The 26447-nt window shown below is 38.4% G+C and carries 21 protein-coding genes and 1 pseudogene; 10 read left to right on the top strand and 12 right to left on the bottom strand.

What is annotated here, in order from left to right; translation table 11 throughout:
• Positions 1–244 precede the first annotated feature (244 nt).
• Both NSTC731_RS30035 and NSTC731_RS30030 read left to right on the top strand, forming a co-directional pair.
• Entirely contained in the window at positions 245–1051 is an 807-nt protein-coding gene (locus NSTC731_RS30035; protein WP_445628139.1) for a GmrSD restriction endonuclease domain-containing protein, read from the top strand.
• Positions 1044–1640 carry a HEPN domain-containing protein gene (locus NSTC731_RS30030; protein WP_445628138.1) on the top strand — a complete coding sequence of 199 codons (597 nt, stop codon included), beginning with the start codon at positions 1044–1046 and terminating at the stop codon, positions 1638–1640. The genes NSTC731_RS30035 and NSTC731_RS30030 overlap by 8 nt, the downstream gene beginning before the upstream one ends.
• A gap of 147 nt (positions 1641–1787) precedes the next feature.
• Here NSTC731_RS30030 and NSTC731_RS30025 read toward each other — a convergent pair whose 3' ends face one another.
• The 3 genes from NSTC731_RS30025 to NSTC731_RS30015 form a co-directional block, all read right to left on the bottom strand.
• On the bottom strand, positions 1788–2105 hold the full coding sequence (locus tag NSTC731_RS30025) for a helix-turn-helix domain-containing protein (protein ID WP_445628137.1): 318 nt from the start codon (positions 2103–2105) through the stop codon (positions 1788–1790).
• Entirely contained in the window at positions 2077–2472 is a 396-nt protein-coding gene (locus tag NSTC731_RS30020) for a type II toxin-antitoxin system RelE/ParE family toxin (protein ID WP_445628136.1), read from the bottom strand. Before NSTC731_RS30020 ends, NSTC731_RS30025 begins: the two co-directional genes overlap by 29 nt.
• 161 nt (positions 2473–2633) lie before the next feature.
• Positions 2634–4388, bottom strand: coding sequence for an N-acetylmuramoyl-L-alanine amidase (locus tag NSTC731_RS30015; RefSeq protein WP_445628135.1), 1755 nt, complete (start codon positions 4386–4388; stop codon positions 2634–2636).
• A gap of 84 nt (positions 4389–4472) precedes the next feature.
• Between NSTC731_RS30015 and NSTC731_RS30010 the strand changes: the two genes are divergently transcribed.
• Both NSTC731_RS30010 and NSTC731_RS30005 read left to right on the top strand, forming a co-directional pair.
• Positions 4473–6110: a CTP synthase gene (locus tag NSTC731_RS30010; protein ID WP_445628134.1), complete on the top strand. Its 1638-nt coding sequence runs from the start codon at positions 4473–4475 to the stop codon at positions 6108–6110.
• A 94-nt stretch (positions 6111–6204) separates the two neighbouring features.
• Positions 6205–6627: a hypothetical protein gene (locus NSTC731_RS30005; protein WP_445628133.1), complete on the top strand. Its 423-nt coding sequence runs from the start codon at positions 6205–6207 to the stop codon at positions 6625–6627.
• Positions 6628–6808: 181 nt separating this feature from the next.
• On the opposite strand, the gene NSTC731_RS30000 is transcribed toward NSTC731_RS30005, so the two are convergent.
• From NSTC731_RS30000 to NSTC731_RS29985, 4 genes are all read right to left on the bottom strand, one after another.
• The gene (locus tag NSTC731_RS30000) at positions 6809–8284 is read right to left on the bottom strand and encodes a sugar ABC transporter substrate-binding protein (RefSeq protein WP_445628132.1); all 1476 of its coding nucleotides are present in this window, start codon (positions 8282–8284) and stop codon (positions 6809–6811) included.
• Positions 8285–8531: 247 nt separating this feature from the next.
• On the bottom strand, positions 8532–9434 hold the full coding sequence (locus tag NSTC731_RS29995; RefSeq protein WP_445628131.1) for an ROK family protein: 903 nt from the start codon (positions 9432–9434) through the stop codon (positions 8532–8534).
• 117 nt (positions 9435–9551) lie between these two features.
• Positions 9552–9746 (bottom strand): hypothetical protein, encoded by a 195-nt coding sequence (locus NSTC731_RS29990; RefSeq protein ID WP_322670426.1) that lies wholly within the window; start codon positions 9744–9746, stop codon positions 9552–9554.
• 113 nt (positions 9747–9859) lie between these two features.
• Positions 9860–10756 (bottom strand): ABC transporter permease, encoded by an 897-nt coding sequence (locus NSTC731_RS29985; RefSeq protein WP_292726601.1) that lies wholly within the window; start codon positions 10754–10756, stop codon positions 9860–9862.
• 328 nt (positions 10757–11084) lie between these two features.
• Here NSTC731_RS29985 and NSTC731_RS29980 point away from each other — a divergent pair, with 328 nt between their 5' ends.
• The gene (locus NSTC731_RS29980; RefSeq protein WP_445628130.1) at positions 11085–11372 is read left to right on the top strand and encodes a hypothetical protein; all 288 of its coding nucleotides are present in this window, start codon (positions 11085–11087) and stop codon (positions 11370–11372) included.
• 412 nt (positions 11373–11784) lie between these two features.
• Here NSTC731_RS29980 and trxB read toward each other — a convergent pair whose 3' ends face one another.
• Positions 11785–13155: a thioredoxin-disulfide reductase gene (trxB, locus tag NSTC731_RS29975; protein WP_445628129.1), complete on the bottom strand. Its 1371-nt coding sequence runs from the start codon at positions 13153–13155 to the stop codon at positions 11785–11787.
• 393 nt (positions 13156–13548) lie between these two features.
• The gene (locus tag NSTC731_RS29970) at positions 13549–13686 is read right to left on the bottom strand and encodes a hypothetical protein (RefSeq protein ID WP_445628128.1); all 138 of its coding nucleotides are present in this window, start codon (positions 13684–13686) and stop codon (positions 13549–13551) included.
• Between the two features lie 535 nt (positions 13687–14221).
• Here NSTC731_RS29970 and NSTC731_RS29965 point away from each other — a divergent pair.
• The 5 genes and pseudogenes from NSTC731_RS29965 (at position 14222) to NSTC731_RS29945 (ending at position 19049) form a co-directional block, all read left to right on the top strand.
• Positions 14222–14788: a Uma2 family endonuclease gene (locus NSTC731_RS29965; protein WP_445628127.1), complete on the top strand. Its 567-nt coding sequence runs from the start codon at positions 14222–14224 to the stop codon at positions 14786–14788.
• A gap of 204 nt (positions 14789–14992) precedes the next feature.
• Entirely contained in the window at positions 14993–15541 is a 549-nt protein-coding gene (locus NSTC731_RS29960; protein WP_445628126.1) for a type IV pilin-like G/H family protein, read from the top strand.
• 186 nt (positions 15542–15727) lie between these two features.
• Entirely contained in the window at positions 15728–17968 is a 2241-nt protein-coding gene (locus NSTC731_RS29955; protein ID WP_445628125.1) for an O-linked N-acetylglucosamine transferase, SPINDLY family protein, read from the top strand.
• Between the two features lie 337 nt (positions 17969–18305).
• Positions 18306–18726: pseudogene (locus NSTC731_RS29950) on the top strand (XisH family protein).
• A complete protein-coding gene (locus NSTC731_RS29945) occupies positions 18714–19049 on the top strand; it encodes a XisI protein (protein ID WP_445628124.1) in 336 nt (111 codons plus the stop codon). The pseudogene NSTC731_RS29950 and the gene NSTC731_RS29945 overlap by 13 nt, the downstream one beginning before the upstream one ends.
• On the opposite strand, the gene NSTC731_RS29940 is transcribed toward NSTC731_RS29945, so the two are convergent.
• The 3 genes from NSTC731_RS29940 to NSTC731_RS29930 are packed head-to-tail and all read right to left on the bottom strand — an operon-like array spanning position 19046 to position 26377.
• Positions 19046–24847, bottom strand: a complete 5802-nt coding sequence (locus NSTC731_RS29940; protein ID WP_445628123.1) for a glycosyltransferase — start codon at positions 24845–24847, stop codon at positions 19046–19048. The genes NSTC731_RS29945 and NSTC731_RS29940 overlap by 4 nt on opposite strands.
• Positions 24834–25958 carry a DegT/DnrJ/EryC1/StrS family aminotransferase gene (locus NSTC731_RS29935; protein ID WP_445628122.1) on the bottom strand — a complete coding sequence of 375 codons (1125 nt, stop codon included), beginning with the start codon at positions 25956–25958 and terminating at the stop codon, positions 24834–24836. Before NSTC731_RS29935 ends, NSTC731_RS29940 begins: the two co-directional genes overlap by 14 nt.
• Positions 25955–26377: a sugar 3,4-ketoisomerase gene (locus NSTC731_RS29930; protein WP_445628121.1), complete on the bottom strand. Its 423-nt coding sequence runs from the start codon at positions 26375–26377 to the stop codon at positions 25955–25957. Before NSTC731_RS29930 ends, NSTC731_RS29935 begins: the two co-directional genes overlap by 4 nt.
• Between the last annotated feature and the right edge of the window lie 70 nt (positions 26378–26447).

The following is a 26447-nucleotide window of genomic DNA, read 5'->3' as shown; positions in this document are numbered from 1 at the left end:
GAAAAACGTGAATCAAGACAACGAAGAAAAAACCCTTAATTTATATCCAATTGATTATCCTTTTGAAACTTTACACAGCCGCATTACTGCGAAGTCACCAAAGCTGATTTTAGATCCTGACTTTCAGCGAAAATATAAATGGGATAAAGACGGCTGGGAGCGGTCTTCAAAATTTATAGAGTCCTGTTTAATGAGGATACCTCTACCTTCCTGCTATTTCGCAGAATTTTAAGACGGTAAGCACATGGTTATTGACGGTGTACAGCGTCTTACGACTATTGTTCGGTTTTTTAATGATGAATTTGCTTTGGAAGGACTTAGTTCATTTAAAGAATTGGAAGGAAAAAAATTTTCGGAGATTGGTCAATATAAGTCAGAGCTAGAGTCAACAACAATAAGGTGTATTATCCTTAGGAAAGAAAACCCTAAATATCTGATTAGAGAAATTTTTTCGAGACTAAATCAGGGAGCAGTTAAGCTATCAGATCAAGAAATAAGACATGCCATATATCCTGGTGAATTTGACAATCTACTTTCTGAATTAGCTAAGTTAAAAACAGTTAAAACATTTGGTTTAGGTAAAGATGGTAAAAAAATTAAAGATAGCCTAGAGGCTGAGGAACTAGTTTTGAGATATTTTGCACTAAAAGGAACACTTGACAACTACCAGGATAGATTATCAAAGTATCTTGATGAATACACAGTGTTAAAAAAAAGTATAACCTTAGAAGAGATTGAGGTACTTAGAAATGAATTTAATAGTACTATAGATAAATGCGTTGCAATATTTGAGAGGGATGTTTTTATAGATACAACTAAACAAAAACGACGGCAAGCGATTGTTTATTATGATTTGTTAATGTACAGTTTTAGTGATATTGACAAAGAAATTCTCATTAAAAATAAAGATAAGATTCAAAATAAATTTCAAGAACTTTGCAAATTAGATGATTTTCAAAGAACATTAAGTAGTGGTTTACAGAATAAAAGCTCAATTCTAAGAAGAAGAAAGCTTTGGGGGGATTTGTTGGAGGCAGCAATTAATGAGTGAGCAAGAAATTCACGATAAATATGTAAACCTCTTTGAAAAATTGAAAGAAATTATTAAAGAAACTCAGGACAGAATTATCTTCTCAGAACCAGACCCATTTTTTGAAGATAATCTGAATTTCTTTGTGAAATCATTCCTGATTAGCATATGTGCATACTTAGAGTCCTATCTGAAGGAAATAGCTTTTAGACGTATTGATGTTATTAGTAGTAAACTTTCAAAACTCTCAATCCCGCGTAATTTAGTCCAGTGGGAGCTTTTGCGTCATAAAGATATCAAAGATAATGATTTGAAATTTGAATATCTGAAGATATCTATTAAAAAAAACGACTTAGACGAACATATTTCAGGAAATCCATACAGAACAATAGCTCTATTCAAGAAAATAGGTATGGACTTAAATGCTATTGAGGGGTTTGTCTACAAGAAAGATGTTGTTACATCTATTGTTCTAAAAAGAAATAACATTGTTCATCATAATAGCCATGCCAGTGATGTTTCTATGGCTGATTTGATGATTTACATTGACAATATCATTGATTATATGGATTCAATAACTCAAGCTGTTAAGATAGAAAATACAAAGTGAATATGAAACCTGACGATCGCACTATAAAAATCGAAAAGCTTGAACAAAAACTTATCGCAACATTGAGCAAGAACTAGCTAAAAAAGAGCGATGGGCTACGCCCCGCCGGAGGCGATCGCACTCCAGCAAGTACGCAGGGTTAACCCTTTAATCAATCACGCTATTCAATCCCCGTTTTTTAACTAGGTGCAACAGCTTAAGAGCAGTGCCACTGGGACGCTTCTGACCGATTTCCCACTTTTGAACCGTTGATAGACTTGTATTCAAAATCGCAGCAAATACTGCCTGACTGACATGAGATGATTCGCGTATTTGCTTAATTTGCTCAGGTTCAAGCGGTTCAATCCCAGGCAAGCACAGACTGTCGAATTCACGCAATGTAGTTTGATCCATCAGTCCAGCCTTGTGCAGCCCCGTAGCCGTTTCGTGAACGGCTTCAAGAATCGCTGATTTCTTCTTCGGCATTGCAAATTGCCTCCATCAATTCATCTTCCAGCTTTGCTTTTTCGAGATCCTCTAGCGTGTAAGAGAACAGCACTGATGCCAGCTTTTTTAATGCTTTTTCTTCTTTTTTGTTAATGTTACTGCGTTCGTTTTTCGAGAAGCCGAAAACAAAAAACCAGCAATCTCCCTTGTTGGTTGCGACCAATGTACGAAAGCCACCACGCTTACCTTGTCCAGAGCGGGCAATCCGCTTTTTGAACAGTCCACCTCCTAGATCGGCTTCGTAAAGTCCTGCCATCATTTCGTTTACAGCAGCGCAGAGGCTGAGGTCGTTTAAACCCTCTTTGCGTGCCCAACGGTCAAACCATCGGGTTTTGTAAATTATCATGCTATGGTCATTATCTTCGCTTATTATATAGCACTTAGTGCTATGCTTGGCAATAGACTATAAAACTCAAAAAGCTTGAACAAAGACCGATCGCAACATTGAGTAGAAACTAGCTAATCGCACTCCACCAGATACAAAGGTAAAACTCTAGTTATCCAATTTTATTTAACGCTCCTAAACCACTCAGTAATCCCCTGAGCGATCGCTTTTGCCATTTTCTTTTGTTCCTCTGGGTTCACCACCTGCTCAAATTCATCGGGATTGCTCATAAAACCCAATTCCAACAACACCGATGGCGCAGCTGTCGGACGTGTCAGCGCCAGGTTATCCCAAAACACACCATAAGAAGGTCTGCCAAGTTTTTTGACTACATAGTTGTGTAAAAACATTGCGAGACTGTGTGCTTGGGGTTGATACCAAAAAGCGCCGAATCCCTTGGTTTTTTCGGCATCACCATCATCGGGTAGAGAGTTGTGATGTATGGAAATAGCGATCGCAGGTTCTTCTTGACTGATAATTGCCTGACGTTCTACTAGGGAAACTTCGCGATCGTCCTCCCGCGTCATCACAACTGTTGCTCCTTGCTTCACTAACTCGTCGCGCAGCAACTTAGATACAACCAAATTCACATCTTTTTCTAAATATCCAGTTGGGCCACTGGCACCAGTTTCTTTACCGCCATGCCCTGGATCTAGTACAATTTTGAAATTAGCTAAAAGCTTGCGTCTTGTGTTCCCGATTTTAGGCGGATGACGCAAAGCCAAAACCAGGGTTGTACCGTCGTATCTCAGCTTGTATCCCCACTGTTGAGCTTTTTTGAGGTTAAAGGTGTATTTTACTTGTCCTGGAGCCTCCTGTTGCCAGTCTAGGCGATAAATTAGGGGATCATCATCCAGGCGAATGATGTCCGTTTGGGCAGTAGTATTGTAGAGAGTGAGAGCGAAAGTTTGCTCACTTTGTTGTACGCTCACGGGTACGGGAACTTGCAAGGGGAAAACTATCTCTGTCGCACTAGGGAGTTGACGGTATCCGACACTGCGAATTATTGTCTGTGGCGGAACTGCACCAGGTAGAATGCGGGTTTCTTTACTATTAATCCAAGCGCCATAATCTAGGCGCAACCATTCACCTTCCCTACCCGTAACTGTTGCGCGTGTGCCTTTGGGCAGTGGTGTAAGTCGGGAATAATCGGTGCTAGGGCCAGTACGAGCAACGCCTGATTCTACTGTAACCTCAGAAACTGGCAACTGTGCTCTTGAGAGGATTTCAATCTTACCAGATCCTGGTTGAGTTATCGTCTTGCCATCAAGCGTCAGTTGAAATTGAGGTTTTCCTAGATCGGCGGCTGTTGCCACTGTGGTGCAACCTTGATAGTTGCCTACGCTAGACTGGGCATGAGGCTGATTTCGCCCTGTCAAAGCTGCCAAATTACTTGGTAGTTGTGCTTGTTGAGGTTGGGGTAAAAGGGCAATAGTTTGATTAGCCAGGATTACAGAAACATTAGCGTTAGGGGGTGCGATCGCGCCAAAACAAATTACTTCTCCTGGTAATCTGGCAATGTCAACTGCGGGAGTCAAGGAATCTTTCGCAAAGGCTACCCCTTGTGGTAGTTCCGGGCTAGCGTTAAGCCGGATCACCTTAATCTTAAGTTCTTGATTCTGGCGACGCACAGTAAAAAGATTCTCCCCCAACTGTAAGGGGAAACTAGGGGAAAAATGACCAGCTTTGCTGCGGGTAATTGGCTTACTATTGATCAAAACCTGACCATCTGGTGGTGCGGTGCCCAGAAAGAAGATTTTTTGGGCACTTGTCTGGTAGTTTGTCTGGGGAAAAACGACTATGAGAGATGGCTCTGCCAATGCGATCGAGGAGGTGAGAATACAGCCTAATATTACTAATCCTAAGAGGTTTTTCACAGCAAATCACAGAAGATGACACCACAACAACTGTGGCACAATGACGGGATGTATTTTTAGAAGTTGTTAGAAATTCAAACTACTATGACTAAGTTTATCTTTGTTACTGGAGGCGTAGTTTCTAGTATTGGTAAGGGCATTGTAGCAGCAAGTCTAGGGCGTTTGCTCAAGTCGCGCGAATATTCGGTGTCGATTCTCAAACTCGACCCTTATATTAATATCGATCCTGGCACGATGAGTCCCTTTCAGCATGGGGAAGTATTCGTTACCCAAGATGGTGCGGAGACAGATTTAGACTTGGGGCATTACGAACGCTTTACCGATACCTCAATGTCACGCTTAAATTGTGTGACTACTGGCTCGATTTACCAGGCAGTCATCAATAAAGAGCGGCGCGGAGACTACAATGGCGGTACTGTACAGGTAATTCCTCATATTACCAATGAAATTAAAGAACGGATTTTGCGAGTTGCTAAAAGTACAAATCCTTCTGTAGTAATTACTGAAATCGGCGGGACGGTGGGAGATATTGAATCATTGCCGTTTTTGGAAGCAATTCGCCAGTTCCGTAAAGAGGTAGGGCGGCAGAATGTGCTGTATATGCACGTAACACTGGTACCGTGGATTGCCTCTGCGGGTGAAATGAAAACTAAGCCAACACAGCATTCAGTTAAAGAACTGAGATCCATTGGTATTCAACCAGATATTTTAGTTTGTCGGAGCGATCGCCCTTTACCCAAAGGATTAAAGCAGAAATTGTCGGGATTTTGCGATGTACCGGAAGAATGCGTTATCACTTCCCAAGATGCCAAAAGTATCTATGAAGTACCGCTAAATCTAGAACGGGAAGGAATGGCAGAACAAGTGCTGAACTTGCTGCAAATGGAACAACGTAAACCAGATTTGACGCAGTGGCAAACCCTGGTACAACGGTTACATAGTCCCAAGCACGAAGTAGAAATTGCCATTGTTGGTAAATATGTACAGTTAAGTGATGCCTATTTATCTGTAGTAGAAGCGCTCAACCATGCTGCAATCTCCACTTATGGCAAACTGCGTCTGCGTTGGGTGAATTCAGAAGAATTGGAAACGGAACCAGCCGAAAATTATCTTAAAGGTGTTGATGGCATAGTTGTACCAGGAGGTTTCGGGGTTCGGGGAGTCGATGGTAAAATTGCTGCGATTAAATACGCCCGCGATCGCCAAATCCCCTTCTTGGGTTTATGCCTGGGAATGCAATGTTCTGTGATTGAGTGGGCCAGAAACGTAGGGGGATTAACAGGTGCTAATAGTGCTGAATTTGACCCTTACACAACGGCTCCAGTAATTAATTTATTGCCAGAACAGCAGGAAGTTGTGGATTTAGGGGGTACAATGCGCTTAGGATTATATCCTTGTCGTGTTCTCCCTGATACTTTAGCTTTTAAGCTCTATCAAGAAGATGTAATTTATGAACGACATCGACATCGCTATGAGTTCAACAATGCTTACCGCGATTTGTTGTTAAAGTCTGGCTATGTAATTAGTGGTACTTCTCCCGATGGACGTTTAGTTGAAATTGTGGAATTACCCAAGCACCCATTCTTTCTTGCTTGCCAATTTCATCCAGAATTTCAATCACGCCCCAGTACACCTCATCCTTTATTTAAAGGATTCATTCAAACAGCGATCGCTCTTTCGCTTTCGACATCTAGCACACCAACACCATTGGAGGTGTCATAACAATTCAAAATTAATTGCAACATTAACTTAAGACTTCAGTAGATTTAAATATTCAGGGTGCATCATTCGTAAATTTCGGACTTGAGGAGATGTTGTGGCGTACTGGGTGAAAATCCTTTACGAGAGGAAAGAATATGTAGTAAATTTTGAACGTGTCCATGCTTTTTGTTATGAACTGAATGGCAGAGTTACTTTTTGGCTACCCGATAGTGCCATTCCCATAATAATTAATCCACAAAATAACCTAGAAGATTATCAAAAAATTATCGATTATTTAGAATGTGTGACAGGATTAGAATTAGAGCGTGCCCACTGGGTGAAAATAATTTACGAAAAAAATGAATATGTCATTAATCTCAACTGCATCAGTTCCTTTTGTCATGAACCGAACGGCAGGATAACTTTTTGGTTGCCAGATGGCACTATTCCTATTATCATCAACCCTGTGAGTAATCCTGAATCTTATGAAAAAGTTGTGAAATACGTTCAAAAAGCAACAGGATATTCTTTGTTTTGAAATTACTGTGTAGCAGAACAAGATAAAATTAACAATTCAAAATTCAAAACTTGTACTGAGTTTCGACTGCGCTCAACTACCGCGTAGCCGAAGTATTCAAAATTCACGTATTCAAACATTTTAGAACTTCTGCCTTCTGCCTCATCCCAACTACAAATATTTACGCGATTCTACTTATCGCTCACTGCCATTCATCAAAAATTTGTTTTATCCGCTCAATTGCCGTGTCTGCTGCTTCTTCTGGAGATATGCTATTGACAACTATTCCATTAAGAGCTTTACCCCAAACATTCTCTTCTAAAACTAGGCTGTAAGCAGGGTTTTGGACAATATAAAATGGACGAGTATCTTTAGTTAGTGTTTGAGTTGCAGTAGAAAGATGAGGATCTGCTGGATTTGTCCAAAAAGGATCTTTCCAAACAGACTTCATTACTGGTAGATATCGACCTCCGGTAGCTTTGAGATAGTTTCCTATGATTTCAGGTTTAATTAAATATGCGAGAAAGTCTTTGGCTACCTTCTGGTTTTTAGACTCAGCAAACAAAACTATTTCATTAATCGAGACTAAGAAGCGCATCGGTTTACCATTAGGTTTGTTCGGAAATTCTAAGATACCAAGCTTATGACGATAGGTGTCAGAATCTTGGCGAACAGCAGCAGGGATCGAAAGCGAGCTGTTAGGCGTCATAACCACGCCACGATTGAGCAAGCTGCGATTATTGTCTGGATTTAACCAGTTTACTGCGTCTGGTGGTACGTAACCCTGCTGGAAAAATTTCGCATACCACTCTAAGCTTTTAACAATACCTTGATACACCTTGGGATCGTTGAGCAGAAGTTGACCCTTGGAGTCTAAAATTTGGACATTGTATGCTTCTAAAATCTGCTCAAATAAGTAGTAGGTATCTGTAGAACCAGTGGAAAAAGGAAAACCTAATCCGTAAATATTCTGTTTTTGCTGTGCGCGCAAATCATCCTGCACTTGTTTCCAAAACTCCCAGAAAGCATCCCAATTTTTAGGGATATCGCTTTGAGTTCGACCTACTTTCTCTAGTAAGTCTCGCCAGTAGAAGATGTGAATTGTTAATTGATTAATTGGGACTGCATAGTAACTCGACTTCTTATCAACGTTGTTATATAAACGAACTGCTTCTAACACACCTTCAGAATAAATACTTTTGACTGGCTCAATTACATCAGACACATCTGCCAATTTACCTTCCCAGGCAAGACGTGGATACAGCTCCCTCTCAGCACTGCTATTGATGACGAGATCGGGTGAATTACCTGCCTGAAGTGCTCTTTGAGTCTTTTGTGGCAATTCATCGTTAGTATAAAAAGTAAGTTTAATTGTGTTGCCGCTTTGCTGTTCCCAGTTACTAATGATCTTCTGGAGCGCTTCATCCTCTTCCAAAGTGTAACCTTTATCTGACCAAATCTTCAGGACTTTACTGTTAAGAGGAGACTCGGTGACTGAAAATTGGTTAGATTTTAAGATGTTAATGCAGGCAAGAATTATCAAGCTAAATATCAATGCTACAAGTACGTAGCGATGGCTAGCTCTTATTAGCATTACGGTAAAAGTTTGCTTGACTCTTTGTTGATACTTCAAGCCTTTAGCCATTAGACTGGCTTTGGTTTTGAATAACATGCTCATTTTATGATTTTTGCCAGAAAAACATCTTTACTGCATCTTCTGACATTACATAGCGCTTATTCAAGCTTAAATAGTTGCTTTTCACTTACTTTTCACCATCAGCCAGAATTGCTAAGTAAGTGGGCAAGAATAAATTAAACTATGTTACGTAATGTAAAACTAATTAAATTATCTCTTAGTTAGAGCCTAATTTTTCTTCTAATTTGTAAAGACAGATGTCTCTAGCTGGGCTTGTTTGAACCATAATTTAAAATCTTGAATAGTTTTGCCATGCCAACTTTGCTGCACCTACTATTCCTGCAAAATTGCCTAACTTTGCTGGCAATATTTGTAAACCCTCTCGTGATAAAGGCTGCACTCGCTTCTCAATTTCTGCCTTCACACTTGGTAAGAAAAACTCAAAGCTACCACTGATACCGCCACCAATCACGATCGCTTGTGGTGTAAGTACATAAATCAAACTGGTCAAACCAATTCCCAAATTAACACCATATTCTTGCCAAAAAGTCAATGCGGCGGCATCTCCTTGTTGGGCAAGAAAACCCAATTCGATGGGTTCCTTGAGAGTGCGGCGGCGAATTGCAGTAGCACAGGCATATTGCTCCAAAGAGCCTCGATTGCCACTATTACAAATTGGGCCATCAGGATTTAAGGAAATTAAACCCAATTCTCCGGCGGCTCCTTGATGTCCAATAAATAGTTTGCCATCAAGGATAATTGCGCCACCAACCCCAGTACCTAAAGTTAGCAGAATCAGATTTTGAAAGTGGCGACCGGCTCCCAGCCAAGCTTCTCCCAAAAGAGCGCAATTAGCATCATTAGCGATCGCAGTTGGTTTGCCAGTTTTAGCTTCTAACCAGTCTGCTAAAGGCACATCGATCCATCCAGGTAAGTTAATAGCGATTTTGGCAATGCGTCCTGCGGCATCGGATGGGCCAGGAGTTCCAACACCAATGGCAACAGCTTGATTATCTGGATCGATTTGAGCGATCGCATCTACCAGAACCGCCAACACCGCTTCCGGCGTTGTTGGTTGAGGAGATACGACAGTTAAAGATTGCAGACAAGTACCATCATCTGCAAAACGCCCCAGCTTAATTGCTGTTCCCCCGACATCAATGCCAATTACTTGAATTTTGTCATTTGTCATTTGTCATTTGTCATTTGTAATTGGGTATGAGGCATTGGGCATTGGTAATTGGTGAACAGTTATCACCCATTCTCTATTCCCGATCGTCGAGTTCAAAATCAACAATCGATCGGGGTTTTAGGATTTGGCACGAAAATATTCTAAATTTTCTGTCCTATTGGGTGCGACTCGTAAATTAGCAACAGTCATAGTACGAACACTAGATTGCTCTTGCCAAGCCGTAATTGGCGCACCTCTTAAGATACCAGCAAGAGCAACGGAAAGGATAAACCCGCCAGTAGCGGCAGCAATTAACGTTAGATTATCTTTCATACAAATCTCTGTATTGTTTATTTGTCATTTGTCCTTTGTCCTTTGTCATTTGTCTAAAATTAATGACCATTGTACAGACGCGATTAATCGCGTCTCTAGTGACCGACCAATGACTATTGTCGGATTCTATTTTCTCTCCGTAATCGAGGATTGACAAATTCATTTAACCCCTCACCAAGTAGTGATAACCCTACCACCATAAATGTCATCGTTAAACCAGGAAAAAGGGTAGTCCACCAAATGCCAGTAGGTAGAGCTTCTAGAGCTTGTTTTAAATCATGTCCCCATTCTGCCACTTCTTCGGGAAGTCCTAGCCCCAAAAAGCCTAAACCGCCCAACACCAAAATCGCATCAGCGGCGTTGAGCGTGAATAGGACGGGTACGCTTTGAATGACGTTGAAAAACAGATAACGAGAAAGCACAACCCAAGTAGAAGCACCCATTGCTTGAGCAGCTTCGATGAACACTTCAGTTTTCACGCTCACGGTGTGGTTGCGGACAACGCGATAGTATTGGGGGATGTAGGCAATGCTAATAGCGATCGCTGCATTCAATATCCCACGCCCCACTACAAACGCCAATGTCACAGATAGCAGTAGCCCCGGTAAGGTGTAGATGCTATCCATAATAAATAGCAGCACTTTATCCAATTTACCGCCGAGATAACCACTCAGCATCCCCAAAGGCACACCGATAATCATACTCAGTGCCGTTGCCAAAATTACCACCTGCAAAGCAGCTTGAGCGCCGAACAATGTCCGGGAGAACACATCATAGCCGAGACGACTAGTACCAAACCAATGTTTAGCTGAGGGTGGCTCGTGAATTGGATTAGAGAGAAAATCTTTGGGGTTTTGCAGCCATCCCCAAGCCTGCAATACGGGAGCGAAAAATGCCAGGAAGATGAAAAATAGGGTGATGGCTAACCCAATGAGCATGAGTTTTTGGGAAAGATTGAGACTTTTGCCAAACTGTAAAAAGGTTGGTAGCCGCCGTTTTGTAATGGCCATAAAGCGATCGCCTAAAGCAAAGCTTGATACGCTGGCCATTTTACATATTTAGATAGGGGATTGCGTAAACATCTTTAAATAAAAGTCCGACTATTTCACGTGGATACAGATATAGACTGAGTTAGAGGTGAAATTATGCCTGATTTTTGCCAAAGCTTTTAACTACGATTCAGAGTACTACAATGTTTGCGATCGTCTCGATCAACGAATCAGTCATCTTGATGATGCAGCCTTTGATTTTTTGACACACTTTCAGTATTTTAACTGTGGTCTTGGCTGTTAATACTTAATTAATATGTAGCACAATATTTTTTATATCTTAGTCATTGTGAAACCTCTTCTACAGACTTACTTAGAACAAGAAATTTGGATACTAGTGAGAGATAAGTGGTATTTCGCCACAATTGTCGGAGTTTGGGATGATTTATTGTCCTTTAAACATAGAACTTACAACAAAGACACAGAAGAAGATACTTTCTGGGAAATGGTTGTGAAAATCAGTGAAGTAATTGCTATTGATAAAATTAAGTCTGTTATTAGTAGAAAACCAGAGATGCTGATTTCACGGCTACTAGAAACTGAGCAAGATACAAGCGATCGTCATCAAGATAAATAATATTAATTAGCTCAATTTCTGAGGTAGACTCATCCTTTGCACCTGTCTCAAGATGCAAAGAATGAGCAGTTGAAGTTATCGGCTATGGCGCGATACAGTTCAGAATGAGCAATAAAATCTGATGTAGAAATGCAATTTATCGCCTCTTAAAAGACCAATGATCTACACAAATAACCCTTAATTGAAACGTAGTGGACTATGGCAGGTATTAGACTTCTTGGCAAAAGTCCGAGAAAACGGGAAGGTGGGGCCCCAAGAAGGGGATAAGGGGCAGGGTGAAGGGGAAAAGGTTTTGGTTAAAGGGAAAGGGGACTTTTGCAGAACCTTTTCCCCAAGAGCGCAAAAAGCACAAATGCCAAGAGGTCTATTGAGTATTGGGCAGAGTCTTCCCTAGTTCCCAATACCTACTATCTCAAAGATTACTTTCAATCAACTGGCGATATTCGCTCTTTTGCTTCACGCCTTTGACTTCCTTCACCAGTTCCTTATTTTTGAACAATTGAACTGTTGGCGTTCCTGTCACACCAGCATTTTCAGCAATATCTCGGTCTTTGTCTATGTCAATTTCTACAAAGTGAATTTTGCTGTCAAATTCATCCACCACTTTATTTAAAATTGGCTTCAGGGTATGACAAGGGCCACAACCAGGAGAAACGTATTTAACAAGGAGTAAGCGATCGCTTTCATGGAACAATTTCCGTAAAGCATAACCACCCTCATGGCGCGTCCCATCCAAATTAAATCCAGCTTCTTCTTCGGCTTCAGTCTTTTTGGCTGGCTGATGTTCTAATTCATTATCTTTTGTTTCTGGCTGTTGATGGAATTCTTGAATCAAGCCACTGGAGGACAACCAGCGTTCTGCTAACATCGCCGCCATACAGCCAGTACCCGCAGCCGTAATTGCTTGTCGAAACTCATGATCTTGTACGTCGCCAGCAGCAAAAACGCCTTCTACGCTGGTTTCTACAGAACCAGGCTTAGTGACAACGTAACCCACTTCATCCAGTTCTAATTGTCCTTTAAATAGAGAAGTGTTTGGACTGTGACCAACGGCGTAGAATAAACCTTTAGCGTGCAGTTGGCTCTCTTCACCAGTTTTTGTATTGCGGACTTTCACCCCTTCCATGTGACCATTACCGAAGATATCCACGGCTTCTGTGTTCCAATGCACTTGGATTTTCGGGTTGCTCAAAACTCTGTCTTGCATGGCTTTAGAAGCCCGCATTTTATCGCTGCGTACTAACATATTCACTTTAGAACCATATTTGGTGAGGTAAATTGACTCTTCCGCCGCCGAGTCGCCAGCACCAATCACAGCCAATTCTGCGCCGTGGAAAATAGGTGTTGCACCATCGCAAATTGCACAAGCGGAAATACCCCGACTCCAAAATTCGTGTTCGTTGGGTAAACCCAAACGCTTTGCTGTTGCACCCGTAGCAATAACGATGCTGTTGGTTTTAATTTCCCTTTCTTGCGATCGCACTGTAAAGGGACGCTGACTCAAGTCAACTGATATAACATCTTCAGTATATAGTTCAGCCCCCCAGCGCTCCGCCTGCGCCTTCATCTGATCCATCAGTTCCGGCCCGGTAATTCCTTTAGGAAATCCCGGAAAATTCTCAACTTCCGTGGTTGTCATTAGTTGTCCACCAGGTAATCCCCCAGCTTGGAAACCTTCAAATACAACGGGTTTCAGGTTAGCGCGTCCGGCATAGATAGCAGCTGTGTACCCTGCTGGGCCAGAACCGATAATTACTAAGTTTTCTACAGTTGGGTTAGTCATGCAAATATACGAACTCATAACGACTACGTTTAATATAGCATAACAAACTGTGATTGGCTATGTCAGATGGAAAGCGATGTCTAAGGGCGGGCTACGCCTACGCAAAAAGCCTACAGTACTATGCGCTCAACACTTGCCAAAGATGCTCTTAACCGTTAAAAGTTTTCTCGCAGATATTTCCTGATAACTTCAACATCTATTTCTAGCAATTCTGCCATTTCTTGAATACTCATACCTTTCTCATTAAGTTTTGGGGCTAATTTCAATCTACTCTTTTCCCAGATGCTCTTGTACAATCGAATATTTGTAAATTCATCTAAATCAAACATAGTTTCAATTGCTCCTAATATATGTATGTGCCAGTTGCATAATTTACATTATTATTCTGAATCACTAAGACTGATCTTGTAGATATTTCTTGATAATTTCAATGTCTAGCTCTAGAAATTCAGCTATTTCTTGAATGCTCATACCTTTCTCAACACATTTTGGGGCTAATTCCAGCTTGGTTTCTGGTTCTGTCTTTGCCACGATACTCTCGTACAATCGAGTATTTTTGAATGCATCTAAGAGGTTGTTTGAAAAGTGATTTGCTATGATTTTAGGCACTTTAGCGATCCCCCCTAGCCTCCCTTTTTAAGCAGGGTGGTTTCATACGAAAAAAGAAAAATACATAAGTCTTGATTTCTCATGTACAACCATAGATTTTGACCCCACTTCCATTCCTCTCCCCGAAGCGGAGAGAGGCTTTGAAACTCAGTTTTATTTTTTCTCTGCTTGTATGAAACCACCCTGCCTAGCCTCCCTTTTTAAGGGGGAAACCAGAATCAAAGTCCCCCAATTCATCGGGGGATTTAGGGGTATCTAAAACGTTTTGATACCGACTTTATCAATAAGTTCAAAAAATATTTGTGATAGTTCCTTGATAAGTTAATAAACAACTACATGTGTTTTCATTGATGCTACTAATGGCAAACTATAGGAGCGTCTTTATTAGATGCAATATATTATAGCTTTCGTAGGTTAGGGTACGTATGATAGATATAAAAGCGTTATTTAATGTATTATGTCCTTTGCAATTACAGACTTAGAGCAGCTACAAACTGAGCATCCAGAATGGCAGATGGAGTTGGTAGAGGGAAAAATCATAGTTATGGGGCCATCAGATTACGAGTCAGAAGAAATTGGCGCTCGTCTAATTACCTTTTTGAATAACTGGGTAATGTCGCGCAAGCTAGGACGTATAACTGGTTCTAGCGCAGGATTTATCCTACCGAATATAGAAGAGGACGACTCGGAAAAAAGAAACTTGCGTGCCCCTGATGTGTCTTTTGTTAAAGCTGAACGATTGAAGAAGACCAAGCGCGACTTTGTAGAGTTGGTTCCAGACTTGATGGTTGAGATTAAATCTAAAAGTGACAGAATCAAACCACTTGAAGAGAAGATTGAGCTATTCTTGCAACTTGGGTCTGTAGTTGGCATACTGATTGACCCCGACAAATTGACAGTAACGGTTTATCGAATAAATCAAGCTCCAGTGGTGATGCAGAATGGCGACATGCTCACACTACCAGACTTGCTGCCAGGTTGGGAACTAGCAATATCAGAACTGTGGCCACCTGAGTTTGAATAAGGCGCTTCCACAATCGAAGTTGAGAATTTCAGCCTTGGTCAACAGCAGGGATTTAGTGATGTTTGTGTCATTTGGGATGCCAGGATTCTGGATTGGGTTACTCGATTTACCCAAACTTTTTTTCTGGAGGTGATAGGAAAGCGATCGCAGCTGGGTAAGTTACATCTAGAACACCCAAGCACTTCCTGCCCCAGGAAAACACTTATGAAAACCGAATTAAAAGCTAAGTTTCTCCAACACATCCTCAACAAAAAGAATGAAAATGAGGGTTTTACACTTATTGAATTACTAGTAGTAATTATCATCATCGGTATTTTGTCTGCGATCGCTCTACCTTCTTTCTTGAATCAAGCTAACAAAGCCAAGCAGTCAGAAGCTAAAACCTATATAGGTTCCATGAATCGCGCACAACAAGCATTTTACTTAGAAAAAAACGCATTTGCGGCTCAAGCTGATATTGGTAACTTAGGACTTGGTATTGCAACACAAACCACAAATTATAAATACGCAATTAGTGGTGGTGGTACTGGTAGTACCTTAGTAACCAACCAAGGAGCAACAGTAGTTGCGACTGCGCCTCTCAAAAGCTATATCGGCGGCGCGGGTGTCGTAACTCAAACTGGTACTGGTGAAGCTACTACTATAGCTACTTTGTGTGAAGCTGATAAAGCAAGAGTTAACAATGGTGCAGATGTAACGACCATCAGTAATGACGTTACTTGCCCAACTAACTTTACCAGCTTATCTAAATAGACATGTGAGTTAGTAGATAAAAATTACTCATCGGCAACACTTGATATAAAACTTAAGTTGCCATCACGACTTTTATTAAGCTAAATTACGTGTTTTCCCAAGTGGGTAGATTTTTCTATCCACTTTATTTCAGTTTTGCAACTTATTTATAATCAGACCGCTCATATTTTTTATTAGAGAATCAAAATGATTACAGACATATATAATTGGCAAGATCAGGCTGAACAATACTTTCTTGAAGAGAACTATTTGCAAGCAGCAAATTTATACGAGCAAGCAATAGCAATAGAACCAAATACTATCTCCTATTATTGGCATTTAGGACTATTATTACTGTTGCAAGGGCAAGAAGCAGAAGCTCAAATGACTTGGATGCTGCCAATGACAGAGGCAGATGAAGAACAGTTACAAGTTTGGACAAATGAACTATTTCAAGTTTTGCAAATAGAAGCTGAAAGGCGTGAAACGTTGGCAGAATATTCTCTGGCTTGGTTAATTCGCCATCATATACGGGAAATTAATCCTAGTTGTATAAATAATTTACTTCAAATACTTATACTTTCTATCAAATTGAAAAAATTTGAAGAAATTGATAATTTGAATGATTGGGGATTAATTGAAAGCTTAAACGCAAAAGAAGAAAATATAGAAATAAATACTAAATTATTAATCCAATTTTTAAAAGATTTTTTAAATACTGTTCCATTACATCCAATTAATTTAAATTTAGTAGAAGCTAGTCTTCCTTATTTTTCTGATACTCATCAATGCTTCTCTATACTACTTCCTGCTGCTATGCAAATTGGTCATACTTTGTGGCAGCCTTTACTAGCAGCATCTCTGCTAGAATTGCATTTACGATTAGAGCCAAATAATGTAGAGATATTGCGGCACTTAGCGACTTTTTATCAAGATGCTCGTAATTATTCTCAAGGAATAGAGACAGCTAGATTATGTTATTCCTTATCAGAAAGCTTGGCTGATAAAATTTTTGCACTCCATTTGCTGTTAAGGGGTCTAATGACAGCCGGGGGATATTGGCAAGAAATATCTACAACTTGTCAAGAATTGGAAATTGTGTTTCAACAGTTTATTAAAGCTGAACGAATTCCTTTAGAAGAAGGAAGAATCTTACGGTTGCTTACGCCATCTTTTGCGATACCTCATATTAAAGATTCTCCTGCGTATTTTCGAGCTATTCATAATCAGATAGCTGAAATTTTTAACTTTTATATTAAAGGTTTTGGTCAATCAGAAGGAAAAAATTATTGTCATAAAAATCTCAATAAACGAGATTTATTTCCCCATACTAAAAAACTAAAAATTGGTTATGTATCTTACGCTTTAAGAAATCATTCTGTTGGTTGGCTAGCTCGATGGTTATTTCAACATCACGATCGAGATAAATTTGATATTCATACTTATTTTGTGAACTATCAATTAGTCAATGACTATCTCCAAGAGTGGTATTTAAATCAGGCAGAAAAACCTCGTCAATTAGGTATGAATGGTCTAGAGATTGCTGACCAGATATATCAAGATGAAATTGATATTTTAATTGACCTTGATAGTATCACTTTAGATATTACTAGTGAAGTGATGGCACTCAAGCCAGCCCCCATTCAAGTTACTTGGCTGGGGTGGGATGCATCAGGCATACCTGCAATTGATTATTTTATTGCAGATCCTTATGTACTGCCAGATGATGCACAAGATTACTATACAGAAAAAATCTGGCGATTACCTCAAACTTACATCGCAGTAGATGGTTTTGAAGTTGGTGTACCAACTCTGCGCCGCGATGACTTGGATATTCCTATGGATGCCGTTGTCTATCTCAGCGCCCAAAGAGGATATAAGCGCCATCCAGAAACAACAAAATGGCAAATGCAAATTATTAAACAAGTACCTAATAGCTACTTTTTGATTAAGGGACTTGCTGAACAAGAAACAATTAAACGCTTCTTTTACCAAATTGCTGAAGAAGAAGGTGTAGATTGTTCTCGGTTACGATTTTTACCACAAGTTCATTCAGAGTCAGTTCATCGTGCTAATTTAGGCATTGCTGATATTGTATTAGATACATTTCCCTACAATGGAGCAACAACAACCTTAGAAACATTGTGGATGGGTATTCCTTTAGTGACAAGAGTTGGCGAACAATTTGCAGCGCGTAACAGCTACACCATGATGGTGAATGCGGGTATCACAGAAGGTATTGCCTGGACTGATGAAGAGTATATAGAATGGGGTGTGCGCTTAGGGAAAGATGAGGCTTTACGTCAGCAAGTCGCTTTGAAGCTAAAAGCATCGCGACAAAAAGCCCCATTGTGGAATGGCAAACAGTTTACCCGTGATATGGAAAAAGCTTACCAACAGATGTGGCAGAACTATAGCGGTTCTCAATTGGATGGAATACAGACCTAACCCCCAGCCCCTTCCCTACAAGGGAAGGGGAGTAAATTTCAAAGCCTCTCTCCTTTTAGGAGAAAGGTTTGGAGAGAGGTCAAACTATATTGCATCAAAACATAAGTGCTATATTAAGTACTCGCCTATCCTGCGTGGCAGCTAAAAAGGTAATATGACGTGAGTTCGATGAACCTCTCCCGGACAACCTCCCTTTCCCCGTGGGAGAGGGAGGAGCAACGAGAAATTAGGGTTTTGGCTCCCCTCTCCGTGTCGGAGAGGGGTTGGGGGAGAGGTCAAAAAAGGGCTTGTCGAACTCACGTTAATATAAAAATAATAAATACGATTATGAATAGCTATGTCTGCTAAAGATGTCTTTCATGAAGTTGTCAAAAAAGCTTTGCAGAAGGATAGTTGGCAGATTACTCATGACCTCCTCTCAATTAGCGTGGGTGGTGTGAATGTCTCTATTGATTTAGCTGCTGAAAAACTCATTGCGGCAGAACGGGAAGGAGACAAAATTGCTGTTGAAGTTAAAAGTTTTTTGGAGAAATCATCTGCAATCTCAGAATTTCATACAGCATTGGGACAGTTTATCAACTATAGAGGCGCATTAAGGCGACGACAGCTAGAACGAGTTTTGTATTTAGCAGTACCTTTGACAACTTATAAAACATTTTTTCCAACTTGATTTCCCCCAAGCCATGATTGAAGAGAATCAAGTCAAAATGATTATTTATGATGTAGAGCAAGAGGTTATTTTCAAATGGATAAACTAGCCCGCTATCGCCAGATTGTACAGCAGATATTACAGGAGTATAGTGGGCAAAAACCCTTTGATGGTAATATAGATGTTGAGAATATTTTTGATGTAGAACGTGACCATTATCAAGTAGTCCATGTAGGCTGGGAAGGTCAAGATTGGGTACATAGCTGCATCATCCATATTGATATTAAGGGTGAAAAAATTTGGCTTCAATGGAATGGTACAGAAGATGATATTGCAGCAAATTTAGTTACTATAGGAGTTCCTAAAGAGGACATTGTGTTAGGATTTCAGTCTCCTTTCATGAGGAAGTTTACAGAATATGCAGTGGGTTAGACAGGTGTCATCGCTAATTTGGATGCATTCAAGCTATCTACATCGCAGAATGGAAGATTTTCTGCTTTCGCTTGTGCGATCGCCTGTTTATTATCTGTTGCTAAAGCTATTCGAGTATGAATTCTAGGCAAAAGAGTTTTCCATTGTATATCACTTATCTTACCTAGCAAAGAAATTTCTGGGCCTTCAGTTATATCTACATCATCTTCCATGAGCAAATTCATGGTCAAAGACGATAAAAGCATATCGGCTTCCTCTTCAGAAACGTTGTGAGTATCTATCAGGAGAGTTAAGCGATTTTTATCTGGGTGAGTAGTGAGAGTAGAAATGACACTTGCTAAATCTTGATATAGTAAATCTTCTAGCTGTAACCAGTCTGGGAAAATAATTAGATTAATATCTCCTAAGCGGAAATTTTGACTCAGGGTATCTGCAAGATATTTACTAAATAGTTCTTGGAAGAGGCTGCCTATTTTAGCTGAGTAAGCGCGGCTATCTAGAAAACTAGGATTAGCTTGCATTTTTTCTTTGATTTCGGCGCTCTTTTGTTGGCGTAATTTAGGGTTATTGCCGAGTGCGATCGCTAACTGTATATAAGACTCTTCACTATCTGCAACTAAATCAGGTACATCGAGTGCTTGCACCATTGCAGCCCCCATTGCAGAACGAAAGCTAGTTCCCCGTCTAGCAATGACTGGTAAATTAACCTGTAATGGTTCTATCAAAGAAGTTGTTCCAGCAAATGGAAAAGAATCTAGATAAATATCGGCAATTTTGAAGTATTCTTTCACTTCTTGTCGGTTTGGGACTGGCTGAGGATCTAAAACTATTAATTGTTCTGCTAGTATTCCATGCTTTGAAAATACTTTAATTAAGTGATTTACAAAAGCTGTTTTAGGATAATTGTTTGACCAATTCGGGCCAAATGGCAGAAGCACTAAAACAGAGTTAGAAACTCCAGAAATTATTTTTGCCCAAGTATCAATTAGTTCCGGGATGATTTTAAAGAAGTTAGCACCAGAGATAAAAATAACTGTTTCTTCGGATATACCTAAACTTTCTCGATCGACTTTGACAGTTATATTTTCTTCTTCATTACCATAACTAAAGCAATGAGCAGACCCTTCAAGTTTCACCAACTTTTCTTGATATTGCTGTTCTGCCGTTGGCGATGGATCGGTTAGCGTACCAGAAATATAATAATCTATATGCCGCATTCCTGTTGTCACCACAGATCCGCCACTTGTGATTTGTATTCTAGCTAACCGATGCATTGATAAGAAGCAGATTTGATTGGTTACTGCCGTCACATTGGTAGCAATAAACAATATATCTAGATCATCAGCACGAATAATATTTACCTGTTCTTCTAAATTTTGTGGTAGTAGTTTAAAGAAGTTTGCGCAGCTTTGACAATATTGCTCTAATTGATGACCAGTTTGATTAAGAGAGTACAAAACTACTTCAAAATCTCTACTGATATACTCATAAATAGGAAGATAAGCAAATGTTTCAGAGCCAGGTACAAAATGTGCAGCCAGGACACCCAAGCGAATTTTTTTTCTGGTTATAGGTCTATCAGTAAAATCGTAATCTACCTCATAACCCTTCATTTTTAGTAAAAATTCTATAATTTCTGCACGTTTAACATAGATATCTTTAAGATTATGCTCATTAAAATATAGAGGAATAAAATTAGCAATGGGTACAAAGTTATTAATGACTTCATGCCACAACTGAGAATTAGAGTCTTTCAGTATCGATGTGTGTAAGTAATCAACCCATCTCTCTATATAGTAATAATAATTATCGGCATCACCCAGTTCTTGAAAGTTAACCTGAGTAGAAAATAGGAATTGTAAATAGTCTTTAAGAAACCAACGGGGTATGCGAGAGAGGTCATGCTGTAATGGTAACTGGTCAGCACGGCAATACAGCATAGCTGCTAGTAAATTCTGAATTGCTTTCGGCTGCTCAAAATCTTGAGATATACTCTTAACGATATCATTAGCAAAAATCTGTTCTTCACCAGCCAGACTTTCATATTTGATGCTGCTATTCAGTAACATATTATGTGTTTTACCTAGCAGACCCACATACATATCTTTTATCTGCTCATCTGAGACATTTAGCCATTCTTCTGCTATTTGTTTTCGCAAATGATGGAACTCTGTATTTTGTTCACTTAAAGCTGCATATTGATAAAGAGCTTGTTGTCTGGTTACTTGAGGATATCTTGTATCAGCGTAAATTGTCTGAAACAGTTTTTGGTAATCTAATAAAATGGCATCTTTTAAAACAGCATTTCGACGAGTTTGTTGTTGTGGATGTATCCTAAAGTGGGATAAAATTTTGTCAACAAAACCGATTTTGTATTGACTCATAATTCTGAGCCACATTTCTAAATCTACAAGTTGGCAAAACTCAGAGTTAAATAATCCTACTTTATTAAAAACATCTTTTCTAATAAGTACTGTGCTTGGCTCTCCAATTTTATTAATTGGATTGTCAAGTATATTGGAATCTTGCAAAAGTTGCTGTCCTGATTGAATTGGCTTTAATTCTGACCAAGCTTTGTGTACATCCTTAGCTTCGTGATGCATTAAAAAGTTTGAATCATAGACAGTATCGCCAGTATTAATGAAAAGTCTTCTCGGCGAAAAAACCAAACCTATTTCTTCATCTTGTTCAGCCAAATTAACCATTTCTTCAATAGCAGTTGGCTCTAATAAGTCATCTTGAAATAAAAATTTTATATACTTGCCTTTAGCTTGAGAAATACAAAAATTCCAATTCTGAGCTAGTCCATACTGAGTATGATCGAGAATTGAAAAATCAAAGGATAACTTTTGGTTAAATGATTTAGAAATCTCAACTGTTCTGTCAGTAGAATTATCATCAGATAAAATAATTTCTATATTTGCATAGGTTTGGCATAACACACTATTAATAGCTTCTGCAATAAATCTTTCGCCATTATAAGTAGGAATACAAATACTAACAAGAGGCTGAGAAAATTCTTTTTGATGTATTTTTATATCTCTAGCCTTATGTTGTGTTTTGTTATTTTGTGTTTGAATATTGAAGTTTATTTTTCTAATTAAGTGAGGACTAAAGCAAGGATCATATTCAATAATTTTTCCCCACTTTTCTGTCATAAAATTAGTGGCTACTTCTTCAAACTGCAAACCTTCTTCTTTGCTAATATCAACTTCCCAATTGCTTAATTTTTGGTAAATAAGCTTGACATTGGGAAGATAAATATTTTTATAGCCTTTCGCTATCAGTTTTAAACACAAATCCACATCGTTGTAGACAAGAGGTAATGTTTCATCAAATCCATCAACGCTTTCAAACACGTCTCTTCGACATATTAAACAATCTTGTGTGACGGCTGAGACGTTCTTAATCAATGCTATATTAGTTACAGTTTCAGGTTCATCTATTCTAGTAAGGCCTTTATAAATATTATTAGCAATTTTGCCTAAACCCAGTGCTAATCCTACGTGTTGAATAGAGTTGTTAGAATTAATTAAAAATCCACTAACGGCGCCAATAGACTCTCTTTGTACTTGCTCAACCATTAGATTGAGCCAATCCCCTTGAATAACCTGAATGTCACTACTCAGAAAAAATAAATAATCACCTTGCGCTTTTGTAACAGCATAATTATTCAGCTTTGAGTAACTAAAGGGAATCTTATGAGAGTAATATTTAAATCGATTAGGCTGTTGAGTTTGCCACTTGTCAATAATTTTTTCTGAGTCACATTTGACGCTACCATTATCTATGACGATTACTTCATAGTTCGGATATGATGTCTCTGCAAAAATTGATTCTAGACATTGGTTAAATATGTAGCCAAAATCTCTTGCAATGATGATAATACTAACTAGTTTATAACAGTCTATTTCATAACGAACATGGTAATGTCCAGGAAGGTTAGAGTCTAGTAAAATTTTTCCTTTTTCACCTCTTCTAGAAAGCGCATCTGTCAAAGCCTTAAATGCTGCTTCATAGGCATAAGATTTTGCAGTTGTAGAAGCAGATGTAGAACCAGAGTGAAGACGCCAATGATATAGTATTTTAGGTATGTGAAATATTTTATCTGTTTTCTCTGTCAATCTCAAAACCAAATCGTAATCTTGGCTTCCTTCATAACCAACTCTAAAACCACCAATTTCATTAACAAGCGATCGCCGATAAACGCCGAGATGACTAGTGTACATTCGAGACAAAAATGAATCAGGACACCAATCTGATTTATAAGTAGGGTAAATAAATTGGTTATTGTCATCAACTTTATCTTCATCTGAATAGATCATATCTGCATCTGGATGCTGATTGAGCAGCAGTGCTACTTCGTATAAGGCATCTGATGTTAATAAATCATCGTGATCAAAAAGTGCTATAAACTCTCCAGTTGCTATTTCTATAGCTGAGTTAGAGGAACGAGAAATATGACCATTTTCATTTCTGAAGATAACTTTGATACGGGAATCTGCTTGAGAATACTCTTCTAATATTTTTCTAATATGAGGTTCAGTAGAAGCATCATCAGCAATACATAACTCCCAGTATGGGTAAATCTGACTTAATACAGACTCAACAGCAGCTTTTAAATATCTTTCAGGAGTATTAAAAACTGGAAATATGATACTAAAAATAGGTTTAGAATTAAGAGAATAAAGTTTATTAGCTAAAAAATCAAAATTTCTTTTTATTTCGTAATTCATCTCTCTTAAGGTAATATTTGCATTTTCTAACTGTTTTTCTTTTAATAAAAAGTTGTTCTCAGTTATGCTGAGTGTTTTTTTATTAAGAAAATCTATTTTATTGGTCAGTTGATATAAATCGCTAAAAGTAAAATTATATTCTGATATTGAGCAAGAAAGAATATTTTTATCTTGCAATAAATAAAATAAGTTTTCACAACCAATAATCTGGACTGAGCTAGAATTATGTTGTAAATATAAAAATGCTTTTTCTAATTTATACTCGATTTCATCACGAAAATTAGGTTTTCTGATTTTATCTGGGAAAGCGGCTTTAAAAAGCTCTTTTGGAACATCATTAAACATCCTCCTATATACTTGTTGATATTCAAAATCAGTGCGGATAAAATTAGATGGATTACTCAAGTTTTCTCCTAGAGTTCTAATCCTATATTTAATTAATTGGTCAGGTATAATATGTATTTCATACTTTTTAATTAATTTAAGCCATATTTCAAAATCTTGTAGCTGAATAGCGGCTACGTTAAATAGTCCAGCTTCTAAAAGTAATTCTTTATATATCAAACCGGTTACAGCATTAATATAGTTACCATAAAAAAAGAAATGTCTTAGTATTTCAGACCTAGTTCTATTAGGGTGATTAAATAAGTTTTCTGCGAAATGACTATCAGTTATTATCTGGCTATTTTCATCGATAAAATCTACCCATGAAAAAACAACCTTATTTTGAGATGAAACTAAATAGTTATATTGCGTTTCTAATCTATGAGGATAACAAATATCATCTCCCGACATAAAAGCAATATACTTTCCTCTAGAATCTAATATAGCTCGATTGATTGCACTACTTGTACCTTGATTTTCTTGATAAATATAAGTTATACGTTCATCTTTAAATTTTCTGATTATTTCATCAGTTTTATCGTCAGAACCATCATTTATAATAATTAATTCAAAATTTTTATATGTTTGATTGAGAACACTTTCTATGGCTTCACCTATATATTTTTCATGGTTATAGGTAGTCATAGTTATGCTAATTAAAGGATTAGATGATGTCATGTTTGAATACTTCTAATAAAATTTCAACAACTATTTGTATTTCTGTTTTATTCAGATGAGGGCTAATTGGTAGACTAAGTATTTGGCTAGATATCATTTGTGTAATTGGATAACTATTTATTTGCCAATTTGTACCTAAATTTTCTGCATAAGCATCTGATAAATGAGGTGGAATAGGATAGTGAATCAAAGTACTAACTTCAACAGTATCTAAATAGCGTTTTAATTTATCTCTTTGAGGAGAACTGATTACAAAAAGATGCCATACTGATTCAGAAAATTCAGCTACATAGGGTAATTTTAAATCTGTATATTCTTGTAATTCTTTTAAATAGTATTTAGCTATTTGTTTACGTCGTTCATTCCATTCATCCAGCTTATTGAGCTTAACTCTTAAGAAAGCAGCTTGTAACTCATCTAACCGAGAATTGAATCCTTTGACTTCGTTGTAATACTTGCTTCGAGAGCCATAGTTATGCAGCAAACGAATTTTATCAGCTAATTGGCGATTATTAGTAGTTACTGCTCCACCATCGCCAAAAGCTCCTAAGTTTTTACCAGGATAAAAACTAAAACCTGCCACATCTGCTAAACCACCAACACGACGACCTTTATAAAGTGCGCCATGAGCTTGAGCAGCATCTTCAATTACTTTAATATTATGTCTACTAGCAATTTCATTGATAAAATCCATATCTGCTGGCTGACCATAGAGATGAACTGCTATGATTGCCTTTGTTTTGGAAGTAATAGCTGCTTCTATTTTGTTAGGGTCAATATTATAAGTATTTCTATCTGGTTCAACCGGTACTGGTATTGCTCCTGCATAAGAAACTGCTAACCAAGTAGCAATGTAAGTATTAGCTGGAACAATTACCTCATCACCTGCACCTATTTTCATAGCTCGTAAAATTAAATGTAAGCTTTCTAATCCATTACCTACCCCAATGCAATACTTAGTTTCACAGTAAACAGCAAACTCTTGTTCAAAAGCTTCTACTTCCTGACCAAGAATATACCAGCCAGACTCCATGACGCGCTGATAAGCTGCATCAAGTTCTTCTTTTAGTTCCAGATAAGGAGCTTTTAAATCCAAAAAGGATACTTTCATCTGCTCACCTGTACAGCCTTGAAAAAATCTTGGTAATCGCGGTAGTAATCAGACTCTTCGTATAATTCTGAAGCTAGAGCCATACAAACCGAACCAGAAGAAAAGTTATCAATTTCACGCCACATTAAAGGAGATATGTAAAGTCCATAGTAAGAACGATTCAAATGATAGCGTTGTTTTTGAAATCCGTCGTCTATAATCACATCAAAACTACCTGACATCGCTATTAAAAATTGTTGGCATTTCTTCAGTGAATGACCTGCACGATTAGAACCCCCCGGAACATCGTATAAATAGAAAACCCTTTTAATTTCAAAAGGAATATGCTTGTTGCCTTCAATAAAAGTTAGATTTCCACGAGGATCTAGAATTTTTTCAAGATTAATAATTTGGCAACTTTGGCAAAGTTTGATACTCATAAAATACCTTTTTAAGATGTACACTATTAATAGTATTTATCAAATAGATAAAATTTAATTTTAAGCCAGT

The organism is Nostoc sp. DSM 114167 (genome assembly GCF_052692655.1).
This window is presented reverse-complemented; position numbering and strand designations above follow the sequence as displayed.